General features: G+C 70.2%; 15 protein-coding genes and 1 pseudogene. 9 read left to right on the forward strand and 7 right to left on the reverse strand.

What is annotated here, in order from left to right; all coding sequences use genetic code 11:
• Nucleotides 1–21: 21 nt before the first annotated feature.
• Nucleotides 22–2,106: pseudogene (locus AB0E90_RS21845) on the reverse strand (transglycosylase domain-containing protein); the annotation flags it as partial.
• A gap of 84 nt (nucleotides 2,107–2,190) precedes the next feature.
• Between AB0E90_RS21845 and cobC the strand changes: the two are divergent.
• From cobC to cobA, 3 genes are read left to right on the forward strand one after another with little or no spacing between them, the layout of a single operon-like run.
• The gene (gene cobC / locus AB0E90_RS21850) at nucleotides 2,191–3,243 is read left to right on the forward strand and encodes an Rv2231c family pyridoxal phosphate-dependent protein CobC (protein ID WP_360408309.1); all 1,053 of its coding nucleotides are present in this window, start codon (nucleotides 2,191–2,193) and stop codon (nucleotides 3,241–3,243) included.
• Nucleotides 3,240–4,292 (forward strand): nicotinate-nucleotide--dimethylbenzimidazole phosphoribosyltransferase, encoded by a 1,053-nt coding sequence (cobT, locus tag AB0E90_RS21855; protein WP_360408312.1) that lies wholly within the window; start codon nucleotides 3,240–3,242, stop codon nucleotides 4,290–4,292. The genes cobC and cobT overlap by 4 nt, the downstream gene beginning before the upstream one ends.
• Nucleotides 4,289–5,476: a uroporphyrinogen-III C-methyltransferase gene (gene cobA / locus AB0E90_RS21860; protein ID WP_360408315.1), complete on the forward strand. Its 1,188-nt coding sequence runs from the start codon at nucleotides 4,289–4,291 to the stop codon at nucleotides 5,474–5,476. The genes cobT and cobA overlap by 4 nt, the downstream gene beginning before the upstream one ends.
• On the opposite strand, the gene AB0E90_RS21865 is transcribed toward cobA, so the two are convergent.
• The gene (locus AB0E90_RS21865) at nucleotides 5,462–6,895 is read right to left on the reverse strand and encodes a trehalose-6-phosphate synthase (RefSeq protein ID WP_360408318.1); all 1,434 of its coding nucleotides are present in this window, start codon (nucleotides 6,893–6,895) and stop codon (nucleotides 5,462–5,464) included. The genes cobA and AB0E90_RS21865 overlap by 15 nt on opposite strands.
• Nucleotides 6,896–7,020: 125 nt before the next feature.
• On the opposite strand from AB0E90_RS21865, the gene AB0E90_RS21870 reads away from it, so the two are divergent.
• The 5 genes from AB0E90_RS21870 (at nucleotide 7,021) to AB0E90_RS21890 (ending at nucleotide 11,129) form a co-directional block, all read left to right on the forward strand.
• A complete protein-coding gene (locus AB0E90_RS21870; RefSeq protein ID WP_360408321.1) occupies nucleotides 7,021–7,563 on the forward strand; it encodes a hypothetical protein in 543 nt (180 codons plus the stop codon).
• Between the two features lie 122 nt (nucleotides 7,564–7,685).
• Nucleotides 7,686–9,362, forward strand: a complete 1,677-nt coding sequence (gene ettA / locus AB0E90_RS21875; RefSeq protein ID WP_360408502.1) for an energy-dependent translational throttle protein EttA — start codon at nucleotides 7,686–7,688, stop codon at nucleotides 9,360–9,362.
• Nucleotides 9,355–9,759, forward strand: a complete 405-nt coding sequence (locus AB0E90_RS21880; RefSeq protein WP_360408324.1) for a thioesterase family protein — start codon at nucleotides 9,355–9,357, stop codon at nucleotides 9,757–9,759. Before ettA ends, AB0E90_RS21880 begins: the two co-directional genes overlap by 8 nt.
• The gene (locus tag AB0E90_RS21885; protein ID WP_360408327.1) at nucleotides 9,756–10,415 is read left to right on the forward strand and encodes a hypothetical protein; all 660 of its coding nucleotides are present in this window, start codon (nucleotides 9,756–9,758) and stop codon (nucleotides 10,413–10,415) included. Before AB0E90_RS21880 ends, AB0E90_RS21885 begins: the two co-directional genes overlap by 4 nt.
• 132 nt (nucleotides 10,416–10,547) lie before the next feature.
• Nucleotides 10,548–11,129: a YbjN domain-containing protein gene (locus tag AB0E90_RS21890; RefSeq protein WP_360408329.1), complete on the forward strand. Its 582-nt coding sequence runs from the start codon at nucleotides 10,548–10,550 to the stop codon at nucleotides 11,127–11,129.
• Here the strand turns inward: AB0E90_RS21890 and AB0E90_RS21895 are convergent.
• The 4 genes from AB0E90_RS21895 to AB0E90_RS21910 form a co-directional block, all read right to left on the reverse strand.
• Entirely contained in the window at nucleotides 11,126–12,382 is a 1,257-nt protein-coding gene (locus AB0E90_RS21895; protein WP_360408332.1) for a delta-60 repeat domain-containing protein, read from the reverse strand. The two genes, AB0E90_RS21890 and AB0E90_RS21895, sit on opposite strands and share 4 nt — an antisense overlap.
• Before the next feature lie 76 nt (nucleotides 12,383–12,458).
• Nucleotides 12,459–12,854, reverse strand: a complete 396-nt coding sequence (locus tag AB0E90_RS21900; RefSeq protein ID WP_360408335.1) for a globin — start codon at nucleotides 12,852–12,854, stop codon at nucleotides 12,459–12,461.
• A gap of 20 nt (nucleotides 12,855–12,874) precedes the next feature.
• Nucleotides 12,875–14,188: an MFS transporter gene (locus tag AB0E90_RS21905; RefSeq protein ID WP_360408338.1), complete on the reverse strand. Its 1,314-nt coding sequence runs from the start codon at nucleotides 14,186–14,188 to the stop codon at nucleotides 12,875–12,877.
• Nucleotides 14,189–14,480: 292 nt separating this feature from the next.
• A complete protein-coding gene (locus AB0E90_RS21910; protein WP_360408505.1) occupies nucleotides 14,481–15,503 on the reverse strand; it encodes a mechanosensitive ion channel family protein in 1,023 nt (340 codons plus the stop codon).
• Between the two features lie 251 nt (nucleotides 15,504–15,754).
• Here AB0E90_RS21910 and AB0E90_RS21915 point away from each other — a divergent pair, with 251 nt between their 5' ends.
• Entirely contained in the window at nucleotides 15,755–16,303 is a 549-nt protein-coding gene (locus AB0E90_RS21915) for an HNH endonuclease (protein WP_360408341.1), read from the forward strand.
• 6 nt (nucleotides 16,304–16,309) lie between these two features.
• On the opposite strand, the gene AB0E90_RS21920 is transcribed toward AB0E90_RS21915, so the two are convergent.
• Nucleotides 16,310–17,140, reverse strand: a complete 831-nt coding sequence (locus AB0E90_RS21920; protein WP_360408344.1) for a class F sortase — start codon at nucleotides 17,138–17,140, stop codon at nucleotides 16,310–16,312.
• Nucleotides 17,141–17,143: the final 3 nt, after the last annotated feature.

The following is a 17,143-nucleotide window of genomic DNA, read 5'->3' on the forward strand; positions in this document are numbered from 1 at the left end:
GCCGCCGCGCTCGCCGTAGGTCATCGCCCGGGTCGGCGGCGTGAACTTGAGCTTCGGCTGACCCTTCAGCGCATCCTTCAGCGTCTCGGCGAAGGTGTATTTCGAGATCGTGGAGCGGCTCGTGCCCACGTAGTCGTTGGGATCGTCGGGGTCGGCCACGAACGTCGCCCCGGCCAGCTGCGGGGTGAAACCGCAGAACCAGGCGGTCTTGTTGCTGTCGGTGGTGCCGCTCTTGCCGGCCACCGGGCGCTTCAGCGTGGCGTACACCATCGGCGAAGTTCCCCACCCGTTGCAGGACCCGCGCGCTGAACCGTAGCCCGTGGGGCAGCGGGCGGCGTCCGTCGCCGCGCGGGCGACGTCGGGGCTCACCACCCGGTGGCAGCGCGGCGCCGCGACCACATGTCCCTTGAACTTGGTGTCGGTGCCGTCCCGGTTGCGGATGGCGTCGACCGGCAGCGGCTCGCAGTAGTTGCCCTCGGCGGCCAGGGTGGCGAAGACGTTCGCCATCTCGATCGGCGTCACGTCGCTGACGCCGAGCGTGAACGCACCCCACCCGGCCGCGTGTTCCGGGCTGGCCAGCTTGCGGTCGACGTCGGTGCGCCAGTTCAGGCCGAGCCGCTCGGCCATCTCGACCGCCTTGTCCGCGCCGACCTTCTCCTCCAGCTGCACGAAGTACGTGTTCACCGACTTGCCGAAGCCGCTCCACATGGTCTGCCGGCCGGTCATCGCCTTGCTGGAGTTCTTCGGGCACCAGTGGGTGCCGCAGGTGGCCGGGCCGGGTGCGGTGATGTATTTCGAGTAGTACCGCTCGGGGGCCATGAAGCTGGTGCTCAGCGGCATCCCGGCGTCCAGCGCGGCCAGCATCGTGAACACCTTGAACGTGGATCCGGCCTGGTAACCGGCCATCCGCCCGCCGCCGAGCAGCGGATTCACCGTGTTCGGATAGTTCGTGTTCTTCTTCGGGTTCGGCGCCAGCGAGTAGTGCCGGTTCACCGCCATGCTGACGATCCGGCCGGTGTTGGGCTCGATGATGACCTGGCCGTGCGCGAAGCGGCTGCGCATCTTCTCCTTGTTCAGCACGTGCTTCATCGCCGACGCCTGGATGGCCGGATCGATCGAGGTGATCACCCGGTAGCCGCCGCGGCGCAGGTTCTCCTCGCGCTCCTCGGGGCTGGCTCCGAACGCGGGCTGCTCCCGCCACCACGCCTTGAGGTAGTCGCAGAAGAAGCCCCGGTCGTTGTACTTCTCCCGGATCGACAGGCAGTCGTTCGGTGGCGTGCTCAGCTTCAGCTCGATCTTCGCGGCCTTGGCGCCGGTCGCCTGCGCCGCCGTGATCGTGTGCATCTTGAGCATCTGGTCGATCACGTAGTTGCGCCGGTCGGTCGCCGATGTCTGGTCGCCGCCGGCCGGGTCGTACGCGGACGGCGCTTTCACCAGCCCGGCGAGCAGCGCCGCCTCGTTGAGGTCCAGGTACTTCGGGGCCTTGGAGAAGAACACCTGGGAGGCCGCGAAGATCCCGTACGCCCGGTGACCGAAGTACGCCGAGTTCAGGTAGCGCTCGAGGATCTCCTGCTTGGAGAGCCGGTGTTCCAGCTCGACGGCGAGCCGCATCTCGCGGAGTTTGCGCTGGGTGGTCTGCTCGGTGGCCTCGAGCGCCTCCTTCGGCGTCTGCGCGCTGTCCCGCAGCGCCATCCGTACGTACTGCATGGTCAGCGTGGACGCGCCCTGGGCGACGCCGCCGGCCTGCCGGTTCGCGACGAACGCGCGGGCCACGCCCTTGGCGTCGACGCCGTGGTGCTCGTAGAAGCGGCTGTCCTCGGACGCGACGATCGCCTGCGCGATGTAGGGGGACATGTCGGCCAGCTTGGTGGGCCGGCGGTGCTCCTCGTAGAACATCGTGAGCAGGGTTTTGCCGTCGTTGGCGTACACATAAGTGGTTTGTGCCGTGGGGACCTCGATGAGGTCGTCGGGCATGGCTGCGAGCGCATCGGTGCCCGCCTTGACACCCATTCCGGCGAGGGCGGCGAGGGGGTAGGCGAGTCCGGCGATCACGAGACCCGCGATCAGGCCGGCTCGGACCAGGGGAGCAATTTTTCCGGCAGCCACCCCACGAAGGTATGACAAAAGCGTTCATGTCCTCACGAAACGGCCGAAGTGAGACGAGGAAAACCGTGCGGCATCCTGGGAGCCATGGCGTTCGAGCTTGGGCATCACGGCGACGCGGAAGTGGGCGGCGGTCTGATCGACCTGGCCGTCAACGTGCGGCACGAGCCCATGCCGGCCTGGTTGTCGTCGCCGATCGCCGATTCGTTGACCCAGCTCAGGGCGTACCCCTCGGATCTTGAAGCGACGGCAGCGGTGGCGTCGCGGCATCGCCGCGACCCGTCCGAGGTGCTGCTGACCGCCGGCGCCGCGCAGGCCTTCGTCCTGCTCGCGCAGGCGTTGCGCGGTGCGCGCCGGCCGGTGGTGGTGCACCCGCAGTTCACCGAGCCGGAGGCCGCGCTCCGCAATGCCGGTCACGACGTCCATCGGGTCCTGCTGCGCGCGGAGGACGGGTTCCGGCTGGACGCCGGCCTGATCCCCGACGACGCCGACCTGGTTTTTCTGGGCAACCCGACAAATCCGACATCGGTGTTGCATCCGGCGTCGGAGATTGCCAAGCTGGCCCGCCCCGGACGCGTGCTGGTGGTCGACGAGGCGTTCGCCGACATCACGTTCCGTGCCGGCTTCGACGGCGAGCCGGAGAGCCTGGCCGAGCGCCGCGATCTTCCCGGTCTGGTCGTCCTGCGCAGCCTCACCAAGACCTGGGGCCTCGCCGGCCTGCGGATCGGCTATCTGCTGGGCCCGGCCGAGCTGCTGCCCACGTTGGCCGCGGCGCAACCGCTATGGGCGGTCTCCACCCCCGCGCTCGCCGCGGCACAGGCCTGCGCGTCACCCACCGCGATCGCCGCGGAACGCGAGATCGCGGCGCGCGTGGCGGCCGAGCGACATCATCTGCTCCGCCGCCTCGCGCACGTGCCGAACCTCACGGTTGCCGGGACCCCGGCGGCTTCATTCGCTTCCGTACGCCTGCCCGGCGCCGACAAAATACGTCTCGAGCTGCGCGAACGTGGCTACGCGGTACGCCGTGGCGATACTTTTCCGGGGCTGGGCCCCGACTGGCTGCGGATCGCGGTGCGCGACACTGCGATCACCGACGCCTTCGTGGCGACCCTTACCAACGTGATCGAGGAGCGAGCGTGACCCTGGAGACGACCGTGGCGGCGATCCACCCCGCCGACCAGCCGGCCCTGGCCGCCGCCCGCGAGCTGCAGAGCCGCCTGACCAAGCCGGCCGGTTCGCTCGGCGCCCTGGAAGAGCTGTCGGTGCGGCTGGCCGGCCTGGCCGGGGTCTGCCCGCCGCCGCTGCCGGCCCCGGCCGCCGTCGCGGTCTTCGCCGGCGACCACGGCGTGCACGCCCAGGGTGTCTCGCCCTGGCCGCAGGAGGTCACCGCGCAGATGGTGGCCAACTTCCTGGCCGGCGGCGCCGTGGTGAACGCGTTCGCCCGCCAGGCCGGCGCGGACGTGACCGTGGTCGACGTCGGTGTGGCGACGCCGCTGTCGACCGGCCCCGGTCTCATCGAGGCCAACGTCCGGCGCGGCACCCGCGACATGACCGTCGAACCGGCCCTGACCCGCGACGAGGCGCTGGCGGCCGTCGAGGCCGGCATCCGGGTCGCGACGCAGCTCATCGACGGCGGCGCGAAGATCCTGCTCACCGGCGACATGGGCATCGCCAACACCACCCCGGCCGCGGCCCTGATCGCCGCGTTCACCGGCTGCACCGCCGAGCAGGCGACGGGCCGGGGCACCGGCATCGACGACGCCACGCACGCTCACAAGATCACCGTCGTGGCTTCCGCGCTGGAGCGGCACGCCCCCGACCCCGCCGACCCGCTCGGCGTCCTGGCCGCGGTCGGCGGCCTCGAGCACGCGGCGATCGCCGGCTTCATCCTGGCCGGGGCCGCCCACCGGGTCCCGGTGATCGTCGACGGCGTCATCGCCGCCTCGGGCGCGCTCGCCGCCGCCGCGTTCGCGCCGGACGCCGTCGCCGCCATGATCGCCGGGCATCTCTCGGCCGAGCCGGGCGCCGCCGTCGCGCTCGCCCACCTCGGCCTCGAGCCCCTGCTCGACCTGGGCATGCGTCTGGGCGAGGGCAGCGGCGCGGTGCTCGCCCTGCCGGTCGTCGCGGCCGCCGTGCGGGTGCTGCACGAGGTCGCCACGTTCGACTCGGCGGGAGTGTCCGAGAAATGAGCCTCTATCCGCTGGCGTTGCGCCTGACCGGCCGGCGGGTCCTCGTCGTCGGGGGTGGCGCGGTCGCCACCCGGCGGGTTCCGGCGCTGCTCGCGGCGGGCGCCCGGGTGGAGATCGTGGCGCCCGAGCTGACCCCGTTCCTGCGCGGGCACGTGGATGCCGGGCGGATCGGCTGGCACGAACGGCGCTTCCAGCCGGCCGACGTCGAGGGCGCCTGGCTGGTGCAGGTGGCGGTGGACGACCCCGCGGCGGCGGCCGAGGTGAGCGAGGCCGCGGAGCAACACCTGATCTTCTGCGTACGGGCGGACGACCGGGACGCGGCTACCGCGTGGACCCCGGCCGTCACCCGGCACGGGCAGGTCACGGTGGCGGTCACCGATGGGGGCGACCGGCGGCGCGCGATGGCCGTACGCGATCTGGTTGCCTCCGCTCTCGAGGCCGCGCCGCAGGCGGCGCCCGAGCACAAGGGGGTGGCCCTGGTCGGCGCCGGGCCGGGCGACCCCGACCTGATCACCCTGAAGGGCCGCCGTCTGCTCGCCGCGGCCGACGTGGTGGTGGCCGACCGCCTGATCCCCGGGCTGCTGCTGGGCGAGCTGCGCCCGGACGTCGAGCTGGTCGACGCGGCCAAGATCCCGTACGGCCCGTCGGCGGCGCAGGAGGAGATCAACCGGATCCTGGTCGACCGCGCGCTCGAGGGAAAGTTCGTGGTGCGGCTCAAAGGCGGCGACCCGTACGTCTTCGGCCGAGGCGGCGAGGAGGTCCTGGCCTGTGCCGCCGCCGGTGTCCCGGTGCTGGTCGTGCCGGGCGTGACCAGCTCGATCGCGGCGCCCGCGCTGGCCGGCATCCCGGTCACCCACCGTGGCGTCGCGCACGAGTTCACGGTCGTCTCCGGCCACGTGGCCCCGGACAGCGCGCAGTCGCTGGTCGACTGGGCGGCGCTGGGCCGGCTGCGCGGCACGATCGTGGTGATGATGGGCCTGAAGAACCTGCCGAAGATCGCTGCCCGGCTGATCGCCGAGGGCCGCTCCGCCGACACCCCGGTGGCCGTGGTGCAGGAGGGCTCGACGCCCGATCAGCGATCGCTGCGCAGCACGCTCGGGCAGGTCGCCGACGATGCCGTGGCGGCGGGTCTGCGCCCGCCGGCCACGGTCGTCATCGGCGACGTCGTGTCAGTCCTCGACTGAGGCGGCCTCGGCGGCCGGCTCCTTCAGATCGGCCGCCGCGGCCAGCTCGTGCAGGAACGTGCGCGCCCACTCGGCCACGTCGTGCTGCCGCAGGTGCCGCTGCATGACCCGCATGCGCCGCTTCAGCTCGGCGGGCTCGGCCGCGACCGCGCGCAGCAGCGCGTCCTTGACCCCGTCGGGGTCGTGCGGGTTGCACAGGAACGCCTGCCGCATCTCGGTGGCCGCCCCGGCGAACTCGCTGAGCACCAGCGCCCCACCGGTGTCGGCGCGGCACGAGACGTATTCCTTGGCGACCAGGTTCATGCCGTCGCGCAGCGGCGTCACCATCATGACGTCGGCCGCCACGTACATCGCGGCGAGCTCCTGCTTGCTGTAGCTCTGGTGGAGGTAGTGCACGGCGGGGACGCCGACCCGGGCGAACTCGCCGTTGATCCGGCCGACCTCGCGCTCCACTTTCACCCGCAGCGTCTGGTAGTGCTCCACTCGCTCCCGGCTGGGCGTCGCCACCTGCACCATCACCGCGTCGCCGACCTTGAGCTTGCCGTCGGCCAGCAGCTCGCGGAACGCCTTGAGGCGCAGCTCGATGCCCTTGGTGTAGTCGAGCCGGTCGACCCCGAGGATCACCGTCTTCGGGTCGCCCAGCTCGGCGCGGATCTGCTTGGCGCGGGCCTGCACATTGGGATCGGCCGCCATCCGCTCCATCTCGCGGGTGTCGATGCTGATCGGGAACGCGCCCGCCTTGACCTTGCGGCCGTCGACCTGGATCGACTGGCCCTCGTAACGCAGGCCGAGCAGGTGCCGGGCGAGCCGGACGAAGTTTTGCGCCGCGAGCCGCTGCTGGAAGCCGACCAGGTCGGCGCCGAGCAGGCCGCGCAGCACCTCGGCGCGGAACGGCATCTGCATGAACAGCTCGATCGGCGGGAACGGGATGTGCAGGAAGAAGCCGATCTTCAGGTCGGGCCGCAGCTCACGGAGCATGGCCGGCACCAGCTGAAGCTGGTAGTCCTGGACCCAGACGGTGGCGTCCTCGGCGGCGACCTCGGCCGCGGCCTCGGCGAACCGCTGGTTGACGATCCGGTAGGCCTCACGCCAGCGGCGCTTGTAGACCGGGGTCTCGACGGCGTCGTGGTAGAGCGGCCAGATCGTCGCGTTGGACTGACCCTCGTAGTACCGCTCCAGCTCCTCGGCGCTCAGCGGCACCGGATGGATGCGGATGCCCTCCAGCTCGAACGGCTCGGGGGCCTCACCGTTGCCGCCGGCCCACCCGATCCAGGTGCCGCCGTGCTCGGTGAGGACCGGATGCAGCGCCGTGACCAGCCCGCCCGGACTGGTACGCCATTGCTTCTCGCCGTCGGGGCTGATGACCTCATCGACGGGCAGACGGTTGGCGACAACGACGAAGGAACTTCGTTCGGCCACGCTGAGTGCACCTCCGGGTCGTTTCTGTTCCCGCCCCGAGCCTACTGTGCGTAGCAGGCCGGAGCGCGCCCAGTATTGCGCGGCCGGGATGGACCGACGTGGCTGCCGGGTGCCATCCTGGGCCGGTGACATCGTCCGATGACCATTCCCCGCCGCGGCGGCCGATCTTCTTCCCTGTGGTCATTGCCACCGTTTTTCTGACCATCATCGGGATGACCTCCGGCTTCGTGCTGGGCGAGCGGCACCGCGATCAGTTGCGGGTGGCGCAGGAGACTCCGACCACCGGTGTGGTCACCGGGACCTATGAGTCGTCAGCGCCGTCCGGGCCGCTCTGCCCGGACGAGACGCTCCAGACCGCGACGGAGAAGGGCCTTCCGAGCGACCTGCGGCGGATCTTCAAGGTGACCACGGAGAACGACACCGTCGTCTGGATCTGCCAGGACGGCGCGGGTTCGCTCTATTTCCAGTCGAAGACCCACCAGGACGACGGCCGGCTGATCCAGGGCCGCAACGGGCTCTTCCTGACCCAGGTCGTCCGCGACGGCGAGGACGAATATCGCGCGACCGCGACCAACGGGAACGTGTTCGTGGTCAGCCTGAAGCGGCTCGAGGTGCGTTTCGCGGACGGGCGCAAGACCCAGGTCAACGCCGTGTCGACGGTCGGCTGAGGGAATCCGTACGCCCTGGACGGGGTTGTCGGAGGTGGCCGGAAGGCGACCTGGAAAGATTGCCCCTGCATTCGGCACCTCGGCCGCCACCAGAAATCATGATCACGGAGGTAGGGCACACCGTGGCCCAATACATCTACGTCCTGGACAAGGCGCGTAAGGCGCACGGCGACAAGGTCGTGCTCGACAACGTGACCCTGAGCTTCCTGCCGGGCGTCAAGATCGGCGTGGTCGGTCCGAACGGCGCCGGTAAGTCCACGCTTCTCAAGATCATGGCAGGCGTGGAGCAGGTCAGCAACGGCGAGGCCCGGCTCATGCCCGGCTACTCCGTCGGCATGCTGGCCCAGGAGCCGCCGCTCAACGACTCGAAGACCGTCCTCGGCAACATCGAGGAAGCGGTCGCCGGCACCAAGGTCAAGCTCGACCGGTTCAACGCGATCGCCGAGGAGATGGCGACCGACTACACCGACGAGCTCATGGAAGAGATGGGCAAGCTCCAGGAGCAGCTCGACAACGCCAACGCGTGGGACCTCGACTCCCAGCTCGAGCTGGCGATGGACGCACTGCGCTGCCCGCCCCCGGACGCCGACGTCACCCAGCTCTCCGGTGGTGAGCGCCGCCGGGTCGCGCTGTGCAAGCTGCTGCTCGAGGCGCCCGACCTGCTGCTGCTCGACGAGCCCACCAACCACCTGGACGCGGAGAGCGTCAGCTGGCTGGAGCAGCACCTCGCGAAGTACCCCGGCACCGTCATCGCCATCACCCACGACCGGTACTTCCTGGACAACGTGGCCAACTGGATCCTCGAGCTGGACCGTGGCCGCACGTTCCCGTACGAGGGCAACTACTCGACCTACCTGGACAAGAAGGCGCAGCGTCTCGCGGTCGAGGGCCGCAAGGACGCGAAGATGAAGAAGCGCCTCACCGAGGAGCTCGAGTGGGTGCGGTCCAACGCCAAGGCCCGGCAGACCAAGAGCAAGGCCCGCCTCGACCGGTACGAGGAGATGGCCACCGAGGCGGAGAAGACCCGCAAGCTGGACTTCGAGGAGATCCAGATCCCGCCGGGCCCGCGCCTGGGCAACACCGTCATCGAGACCGACAAGCTGAAGAAGGGCTTCGACGGGCGGACGCTGATCGACCACCTGTCGTTCTCGCTGCCGCGTAACGGCATCGTCGGCATCATCGGCCCGAACGGCGTCGGCAAGACCACGCTGTTCAAGACCATCGTCGGGCTCGAGGAGCCGGACGCCGGCAAGGTGCGGGTCGGCGAGACCGTGAAGTTGTCGTACGTCGACCAGAACCGCTCCGGCCTCGACGGCACCAAGACGGTGTGGGAGGTCGTCTCCGACGGTCTCGACCACCTGATGGTCGGCAAGGTCGAGATGCCGTCCCGGGCGTACGTGGCGGCGTTCGGCTTCAAGGGGCCGGACCAGCAGAAACCGGTCAAGGTGCTCTCCGGTGGCGAGCGCAACCGGCTCAACCTCGCGATGACGCTGAAGATCGGCGGCAACGTGATCCTGCTCGACGAGCCGACCAACGACCTCGACGTCGAGACGCTGTCCAGCCTCGAGAACGCGCTGCTCGAGTTCCCCGGCTGCGCGGTGGTCATCTCCCACGACCGGATGTTCCTGGACCGCGTCTCCACCCACATGCTGGCCTGGGAGGGCACCGACGAGGAACCGGACAAGTGGTTCTGGTTCGAGGGCAACTTCGACGCGTACGAGAAGAACAAGATCGACCGGCTCGGCGCCGAGGCGGCCCGCCCGCATCGGGTCACCTACCGCAAGCTGACCCGTGACTAGGTTTGTGTCGGACGTGTCCGTGCGCTGGTCCGACCTGGACGCGTACGGGCACGTCAACAACGCGCGCTTCCTCACGCTGTACGAGGAGGCGCGCGTCGAGATGTTCTTCGTCGGGGCCCGCAAGCACGGCTTGGGCTCCTTCGAGGAGGGCATCGTCATCGCCCGACACGAGATCGACTATCTCCGGCCGATCGACTACGGCGAGCGGGTCCGGATCGAGATGTGGATCTCCGAGGTGCGGGCCGCGTCGTTCACCGTGTCCTACGAGCTGTTCGACGACGGCGTGCTGGCCAGCCGGGCGAAGTCGGTCTGCGTGCCGTACAACCTGGCCAACAGCCATCCGCGCCGGTTGACCGAGGCCGAGCGAGAGTTCCTCGAGCCCTATCGCGAGTCATGAGCGGGCACGGCCTGCTCGGGATCCCCGACGCAGGAGCTTTCCTGGCCCGGTTGACCAGGCTCGATCCGGGCGCGCCCGTGAGGTTGCGAGGCTCGGCCGGGCGCACCGCGCTGTGGGCCCGCCTGCCCTGGGACGTGCTGGTCACCCGCGAGGTGGCCGGCCGCGGGCCGGACGACGCCACGGTGTCGGCCTCGGAGCTGCTGTCGGTGCTGGCCGGGGGCGGCGATCGGCTGCCCGAGCTGCGGGACGCCCAATGGCGCTGGCCGCTGCCGCCGCCGGCGAGCGAGACGGTGGAGTCGGTGTCGGCCTCGGAGCTGACCCGCCTGGCCGCCGCGGCGGCCGGCACCCTGCGGGAGGTCACGGCGGGCGGCCTGAGCGGCCGGGCGGTGGGTCAGCGGGCGGTACGCGACGCGCTGCTCGACCACGTCGCTCTGGTTGTGACGCCGCCGGACGGAAGATCGGTCGAGGTGTCACAGCGGCTCGTCCAGGCGATCTCACGAATGGGTTTTCTTGGGCCGGAAGGCGCCGACGTGCCGGACACTCGAGTCAGGGTGGCCGGTCGCTGGGTGGGACTTTCCGCACCATATGGAGTTGCCTGGCTACAGGCCGTCAGCAAATTGACCGTTATGCCTATAGGGAGTCACCCGAAAGGGTGATGCCGTATCGGACGTCCGGTCGCGCCCTCCGGTTGGGGGGATGACCTCCGCGACCTGTACGGGTACCGTCGGCAGCCGGATCCACTTCGCTACGTCCGGCGGTGGGTCTGCTGGGGAGTGAGGTGCGCAACGATGCCGTGGTGGTCATGGCGTCCGGGTTCGGCCGCGGGCAACGCGCCGGATTCTGATAGCGGTTCGGCGGTGCGGAGCACCGTTCGCGTCGGAGTTCCGGCTCAGCGCGAGCCGAGCCGGGTGGTTGTTCCGTCCGACGCAGTCAAGACCGAAGAGTCCGAGCAGATCGCTCCGGTGACGCTGGCGCGTATCGGCAAGGCGCTCGACATGCTCGACATCCGGTTCCTCGCCGACGGCGGCGGCAGCCTGCTGGCGATGTGGGAACGGCACGCGGTGCTGTTCACCCTCGAGGGCCCGGACGACGAGATTCTCGTGATGCGGGCCCGCCCGCATGCGACCGTCCCGCCCGACTGGGCCGACCGGGCCTACCGCGTGGTCAACGAGTGGAACCACACCCGCCGCTTCTGCAAGGCGTATGTGGGCGACCCGACCGAACGCGGCCAGCTCCCGATCTACGCCGAACTCCAGGTCCCCCTGGCCGCCGGCGCCCACGACGCCCTCGTCGTGGAGATGCTCGACTGCGGCGCCGCGGTGGCCACCTCTTTCGTCGACTGGCTCCATGACGAGGGCGCTCTGCTCTAGAGCGGGAACATGCCGATGCGGCCGTGGTACTCGTGGCCCAGCTGGTCGGTGTCCGAGCCGACCAGCAGGCCGTGCGGGACCACCAGGAAGCAGCGGACGCCTACGCCGCGGGAGCGGGTCGGGTTCCAGGTCAGGGCGCGGCCGCTGATCGTGCTGACCGCGCCGATGCCCGGGCGGGCGACCGCGCCGGGGCCGGGGCCCTTCGCGTCGGTGCCGTAGGGGTTGTCGAAGTAGCGCTGGTGACCGCCGAGGTAGACGGCGCTGCCGGTCACCGCCACGGCGTAGAGCGAGTCGCCGCCGGTGCGTTGCACCCAGGTCGGGTTGTGCCGGCCGTTGCCGATGGTCTCGAAGCGGGCCGCCGAGTCGCACAGCGAGGTCGGCGACGAGGCCCGGCCGGTTGCCGCCACCACGAAGTACGAGCCGTCCGGCGCGAACTTGACCTGCCGCAGGTAGGTGTCGAAGCCCTTCATGCAGGCCGGCTTGTACGCGTCGGTGTACCAGTTCAGCAGGATCGCGTGCGGCCCGGAGACGTCGAACATGGCGATCTGGGTCCGGTCGTAGCCGCTCGCCCGCAGCAGCGCCCCGACCGCGACCAGCCGGCGGCCGTCGGGGGAGATGTCGAAGTGCTCGACCCGGGTGCGGCTCAGGCCGGGCGCGGTCAGTTTCGCGTCGAAGCCGGTGTCGACCGCGCCGGTGGTCCCGTTGAGCCGGGCCAGGGCCTCCCGGTTCCCCCCGCCGATGGCCGAGAACGTGCCGGCGGCGTACAGCATGGATCCGCGCGCCTGCAGTGACCGCACGTCGCCCCAGTTGATTGTCGCGGTGAACGACGAGACCCGCTCGCCGCTGCCCACGTAGAGCCGGGTGATGCCGCGCTGCGAGGTGCCGTTGACCGACTTGAACGCGCCGCCCGCGTACACCGTGGTGTCCCCGCCGGTGGCCAGCGAATAGACCGCGCCGTCCACCTCGGGGGCGAACGAGCGGATCTCCCCGTCGTTCAGCCCGAAAGCGAACAGATTCTTGCGGGCGTACGTGTGTCGGCGGCTCGAGTCGGCGACCTTGGTGAAGGCGCCCCCGACGACGACGGTGTCGCCGACCAGAGCCATGCTCCAGACGGTTCCGTCGAGGACGTGCGGGGTGAAATCGACCGGGTTGGCCGAGACCACCGACGACTGGGCCGGGTCGGCCTCGGCCGGATGCGCGCACGCCACGGCGGCGGCGACGAGGATGACGGCGGCGAGAGTTCGACGGCGCATTTCGGGCGGCTCCAGAGCGCGGATGATCGAGCTTTTGTCATCCGCTCAAACGATCCACCAGCGCTCTTAGAAACGATCAGGCGTTCACCATGAAGTACGCGGCTCGCTCCAAGTAGTCCCAGAGCTGCGTCTCCAGCGGCTTCTCCAGGCCCAGCGAGTCGACCGCGTCGCGCATGTGGGTGAGCCAGGCGTCGCGGGCCGTGGTGTCCACCACGAACGGCGCGTGCCGCATCCGCAGGCGCGGGTGGCCGCGGCTCGCCGAGTACGTGTTCGGGCCGCCCCAGTACTGGATCAGGAACAGCGTCAGCCGGTCGGCGGCCGGCCCCAGGTCCTCTTCCGGGTACATCGGGCGGAGCAGCGGATCGCCGGCCACACCCTCGTAGAACCGGTCGACGAGCCGGCGGAACGTGGGCTCGCCACCGATCGCCTCGTAGAAGGTGATCTCGTCAGGGGTGGGGGAGGGTGCGCTCACCCGTCCATCCTGCCAGCCGGTCAGGTCGGCTCGGGTGTGACGGTCGTCCTCGCCACCGCGGCCGCGTCGGGGGCGGGGGAGGGCGCGGGCACCACCGGCCTGGCCGGCTCGTCGACCGGCGGCATGGTGGCGGCGGCCGCCTCGGCGGCCCGGGAGAACGCCCGCCGGCTGGGCCAGCGGGCCGCCAGGAAGGCCATCACGGCCACGCCGGCGATGCTCCACAGGCCGACCACCAGCGGCAACCGGAACTGGTCGGCCAGCACGCCGGTGATCACGATGCCGGCGAGCTGGAAGAGCTGCATGCCGGCCTGGATCACGCCGAACGCCCGGGCGCGGTAACCGTGCGGCAGCATCAGCACGAACTTGCCGTTGAGGGTGGGCGACAGCCCGCCACCGGCCACGCCGGACAGCGCGACCATCGCGACCACGACCATCACCGGCGGGTCGAACAGGGCTGGGACCAGGGCGAGGGAGCTGAGGATCGCGAACGGGCAGATCAGCCTGTCGCGGAGGGCGGGGCCGGCCAGGCGAGCCACGAGCAGGCCGCCGACGACGAAGCCGACCGGGTTGGCCGCCATGATCAGTCCCTGGTCGAGGCCGCGGGCGGCGGAGTCGCCGCTGCCCTCGGCGGCCCAGGCGGCGGCCAGGCTCTCCGGCACGATCGTGAACATGGTGAACAGGAACACCATCAGGGCGATGGCGCGCAGCACCGGCCGGCCGAAGACCAGCTGGAAGCCCTCCCCGGACTCGCGCAGCAGATGGCGGCGCTCGGCCCGGGCGCTGGCGGGCGGCCGGGGCTGGATGCCGCGGGCGATGAAAATCGCCGAGAGCGCGAACGTCAGCACGTCGAGGGAGAGCGCCACCCGCGGGCTGATCGCGGTCGCGATGGTCGCGCCGATCAGGTAGCCGACGACCTGCGCAGCCTGGGTGGTCGTCTGGTTGATGGTGATCGCGGTGGCCAGTTTGTCCCGGCTGACCAGTTGCGGCAGCAGCGCCGAGCGGGCCGCCTGGGTGGGTGGCATGCCGAGGCTGGCCAGGAACACCAGGACCAGCATCAGCCAGGTCGGGGTGTGCGGGATCAGCAGCAGTGCGATGGTGACCATCCGCGCCAGGTCGGCGACGATCAGCACCCGGCGGTACGGATATCGCTCGGCCAGCGCGGACAGGAGCGTGCCGCCGATGATCCACGGGATGAAGGAGACCCCGAACGCTGCCGCCGACAGGAGCACCGACTCGGTCTGCTGGTAGACGAGAACCGTGACGGCGGCCTTGGTCAGGTAGTCGCCGATCCAGTTCACCAGCAACGACCCGTAGATCGCGCGGTACTCACGCACGGCGAGGACATCCCGGAATGTAACCGGATTGTCTCGCTGCGTCACGGTTGCGGCTCGGTGAGCCCCCCGTGCAGCAGGGTGTTCGGACACCAGGTCCTCCATCGATCTCGGCGCTCGCCGGGTCGCGACGATTTGCCGGGCACGTCCGCGGTGAGCCCGGCGGAACGTGATGCCGCATGTGCAGATGCTCAAGCGGATTCTGCCCGATCGTCCGAGTCGATGCTAGGGCGTACGGCGGGATTATCGGCCGAACAGCCGACCCCGACCATCCCCCGGGAGTACTAATCCCTGGTCAGCCCGCGTCCTTCGGCGCCTCATCCGGTTCCGAAGGCGGCAAATAAGCCGGCGGCACCGCGCTGCGCGGCATCAATCGAGAGGTGGCGATGCGTTCGGAGAGTCCGGCCACCTCAAGGGCCTCCATCAGCGCGCGGCGCAGATCCCGCTGGACGGCGCCCTGGCCGTCGGCGGTCGTCTTGGCGATCGTCCGGATCACCGCGCCGTCCACGGTCAGCTGCTCGACGCCGACCACGTCCGGCGGCTCGATGAATTCGGTCTGGTGGTCGGGCGACTCGGCCACCGTCTCCGCCGCGACGCGCAGCACCCGGATGGCCTCTTCCGAATTGATGAAGCCGATCGGGATGTCGATCACCACGAGGGCCCAGCCCTGGCTCTTGTTGCCGACCCGCACGATCTCGCCGTTGCGGATGTACCAGAGCACGCCGCGCATGTCCCGGACGGTGGTGATCCGCAGGCCGACCGTCTCCACGACGCCGACCGCCTCGCCGAGGTCGACCGTGTCGCCCACCCCGTACTGATCCTCGAGCAGCATGAAAAGACCGGCTATCAGGTCCTTGACCAGGCTCTGCGCGCCGAAACCGAGGGCCACGCCGACGATGCCGGCGCTGGCCAGCAGCGGGCCCAGGTTGAAGCCGAGCTCGCCGAAGACCAGCAGGACCGCCATCGTGAAGACCACGGCGGTGACGAAGCTGCGCAGCACCGAGCCGATTGCCTCGGCCCGCTGCCGGCGCCGCTCCGGGATGAACTGCCCCTCCTCGGCGGCCGCGGCGGCCCGCTCCTTCAGCGGCTTCAGCAGGGCCGGCATCGAGGCCCGGCTGGTGCTGTTGGCGAGCCGCTGGATCGCCCGGTGCAGCAGCCAGCGGACCAGCATCGCGATCAGGACGATGGCGAGGATCCGCAGCGGCTTGACGATGACCCAGTAGCTGGAGTTGGCGAGCCATTGATTGCCGGTCCAGTCATAGACGCGGCTGCACAGCGCATCGCTGCCGTCGGTGCTGCAGAGCTGATTCACGTCGATCGATGTGAAGACGCTCGGCGTCGATGACGAGGGGCTGGGGTTCGGGGCGAGCAGTAACACGGGGAGCCACCGTACCGGGCGAACCTGGGCCGGCTTTCAGGTGGCACACAGCTCGCTGACCTCAGACGTTTACCGGACGGCTACGGATTGGGCTCGCAATTTGGTCATTCATCAGGGACTATTGGCGCACGGAACCATGGACACGATGCAGCGGGAGCGGTTGCTAGCACCTACACCGAAGGGTGATCGCGATGCCTGACATACGACCTACAGTGGGCTCATCCGCGTTGGTACTGAACGCCACCTACGAGCCGCTGTGCGTCGTATCTGTGCGTCGAGCGACCATTCTCGTCCTGACTGCCAAGGCGGAGTGTGTCTCCGACGGCGAAGGCATCCTGCACTCCGTGCACACCAACCTCCCGGTCCCGTCAGTGGTCCGCCTGACGCGGTATGTGAAGGTTCCCTACCGCACCCACATCGGCCTGTCCCGCCGAGCGATCTTCGCCCGGGACGGCGGCCGGTGCGCCTACTGCCGCGGCTCGGCCGAGACCATCGACCACGTGTTCCCGCGCAGCCGGGGCGGCTTGCACGCCTGGGACAACGTGGTGGCCGCCTGCGCCAAGTGCAATCACAGCAAGGGCGACAAGACACCCGCCGAGCTGGGGTGGCGGCTCCATTCGGTGCCGGCCGCGCCACGCGGGGTGGCCTGGCGGGTCCTCGGACACCGCACGCCAGACCCGCGCTGGGCTGACTGGCTGGACCTCCCTGCCGCCCCGACCGTACAGGTCGAGGCGGCTTAGCTTTTTCTAGGCCTTCCGGGTGTCGACCAGGGACGCGAAGACCACGACGTTGTCCTGGTAACCGGTCTTGCCGCCGACCCATTTGCCGCCGCAGGTCATCAGCCGCAGCGACGGCCGGCTGTAATCGCCGTAGACCCGCTGCAACGGCAGCTTGCCCTTGTCGAAGTGCTCGACCGAGTTGACCTCGAAGACGGCCACCGAGTTGTCCGCGCGCAACACCTCGATGCGCTGGCCCGCCTTCAGCTTGGGCAGCTCGTAGAAGACCGACGGGCCGGACCGGGTGTCGGCGTGCCCGACGATCAGGGACGGCCCGAACTGGCCGGGCGTCGGCCCGCCGTCGAACCAGCCGGCCTCGTTGTGCCGCTTCAGCGGCGGCACGTCCACCGACGTGCCGTCGGCGGACAAGCCCACCTCGAGGATCGGCGCCTCGACCTTGATGGACGGGATGGTGAGCCGTTCCGGCCGGCTCGGGTCGAGCACCGGGAAGGAGCGCGGCGGCGCCTGCTCGGCCGCCTTGCCACCGAACAGGTCGGGCAGGTCGATGCTGGTCGCGGCCCCGATGCCCATCGCCACGATGAACAGGCCGAGGAAGACCAGAGCGAGCACGATCAGCCCGATCGGCCAGGGCCGTTTGCCGCGGATGGGGCGGGGCGGCGCCTTGGGTTTCGGGCGCGGGTGCGGCGCCCGGAACGGGTGCCGGCCGGGCACCGACGGTGGCGGCGGCAGTGGTCCGGTGATGGTTCCGGGCGGGGGCGCGGCGATGACCTGGGCGGGCCGCTTGCGCAGCACCGAGTCGGGCATCCGCGCGCCGGTCGTCGGCGTCGGTCGGCGGGGCATCGG

Origin of the sequence: Actinoplanes sp. NPDC026619 (genome assembly GCF_040638295.1) — a bacterium.
Taxonomy (GTDB): domain Bacteria; phylum Actinomycetota; class Actinomycetes; order Mycobacteriales; family Micromonosporaceae; genus Actinoplanes.

Excerpts from the sequence above, each read along its gene's own strand:
- cobC (WP_360408309.1), top strand. The coding sequence starts at position 2,191 with ATGGCGTTCGAGCTTGGGCATCACGGCGACGCGGAAGTGGGCGGCGGT.
- cobA (WP_360408315.1), top strand. The coding sequence starts at position 4,289 with ATGAGCCTCTATCCGCTGGCGTTGCGCCTGACCGGCCGGCGGGTCCTC.
- AB0E90_RS21885 (WP_360408327.1), top strand. The coding sequence starts at position 9,756 with ATGAGCGGGCACGGCCTGCTCGGGATCCCCGACGCAGGAGCTTTCCTG.
- AB0E90_RS21890 (WP_360408329.1), top strand. The coding sequence starts at position 10,548 with ATGCCGTGGTGGTCATGGCGTCCGGGTTCGGCCGCGGGCAACGCGCCG.
- AB0E90_RS21895 (WP_360408332.1), bottom strand. The coding sequence starts at position 12,382 with ATGCGCCGTCGAACTCTCGCCGCCGTCATCCTCGTCGCCGCCGCCGTG.
- AB0E90_RS21915 (WP_360408341.1), top strand. The coding sequence starts at position 15,755 with ATGCCTGACATACGACCTACAGTGGGCTCATCCGCGTTGGTACTGAAC.
- AB0E90_RS21920 (WP_360408344.1), bottom strand. The coding sequence starts at position 17,140 with ATGCCCCGCCGACCGACGCCGACGACCGGCGCGCGGATGCCCGACTCG.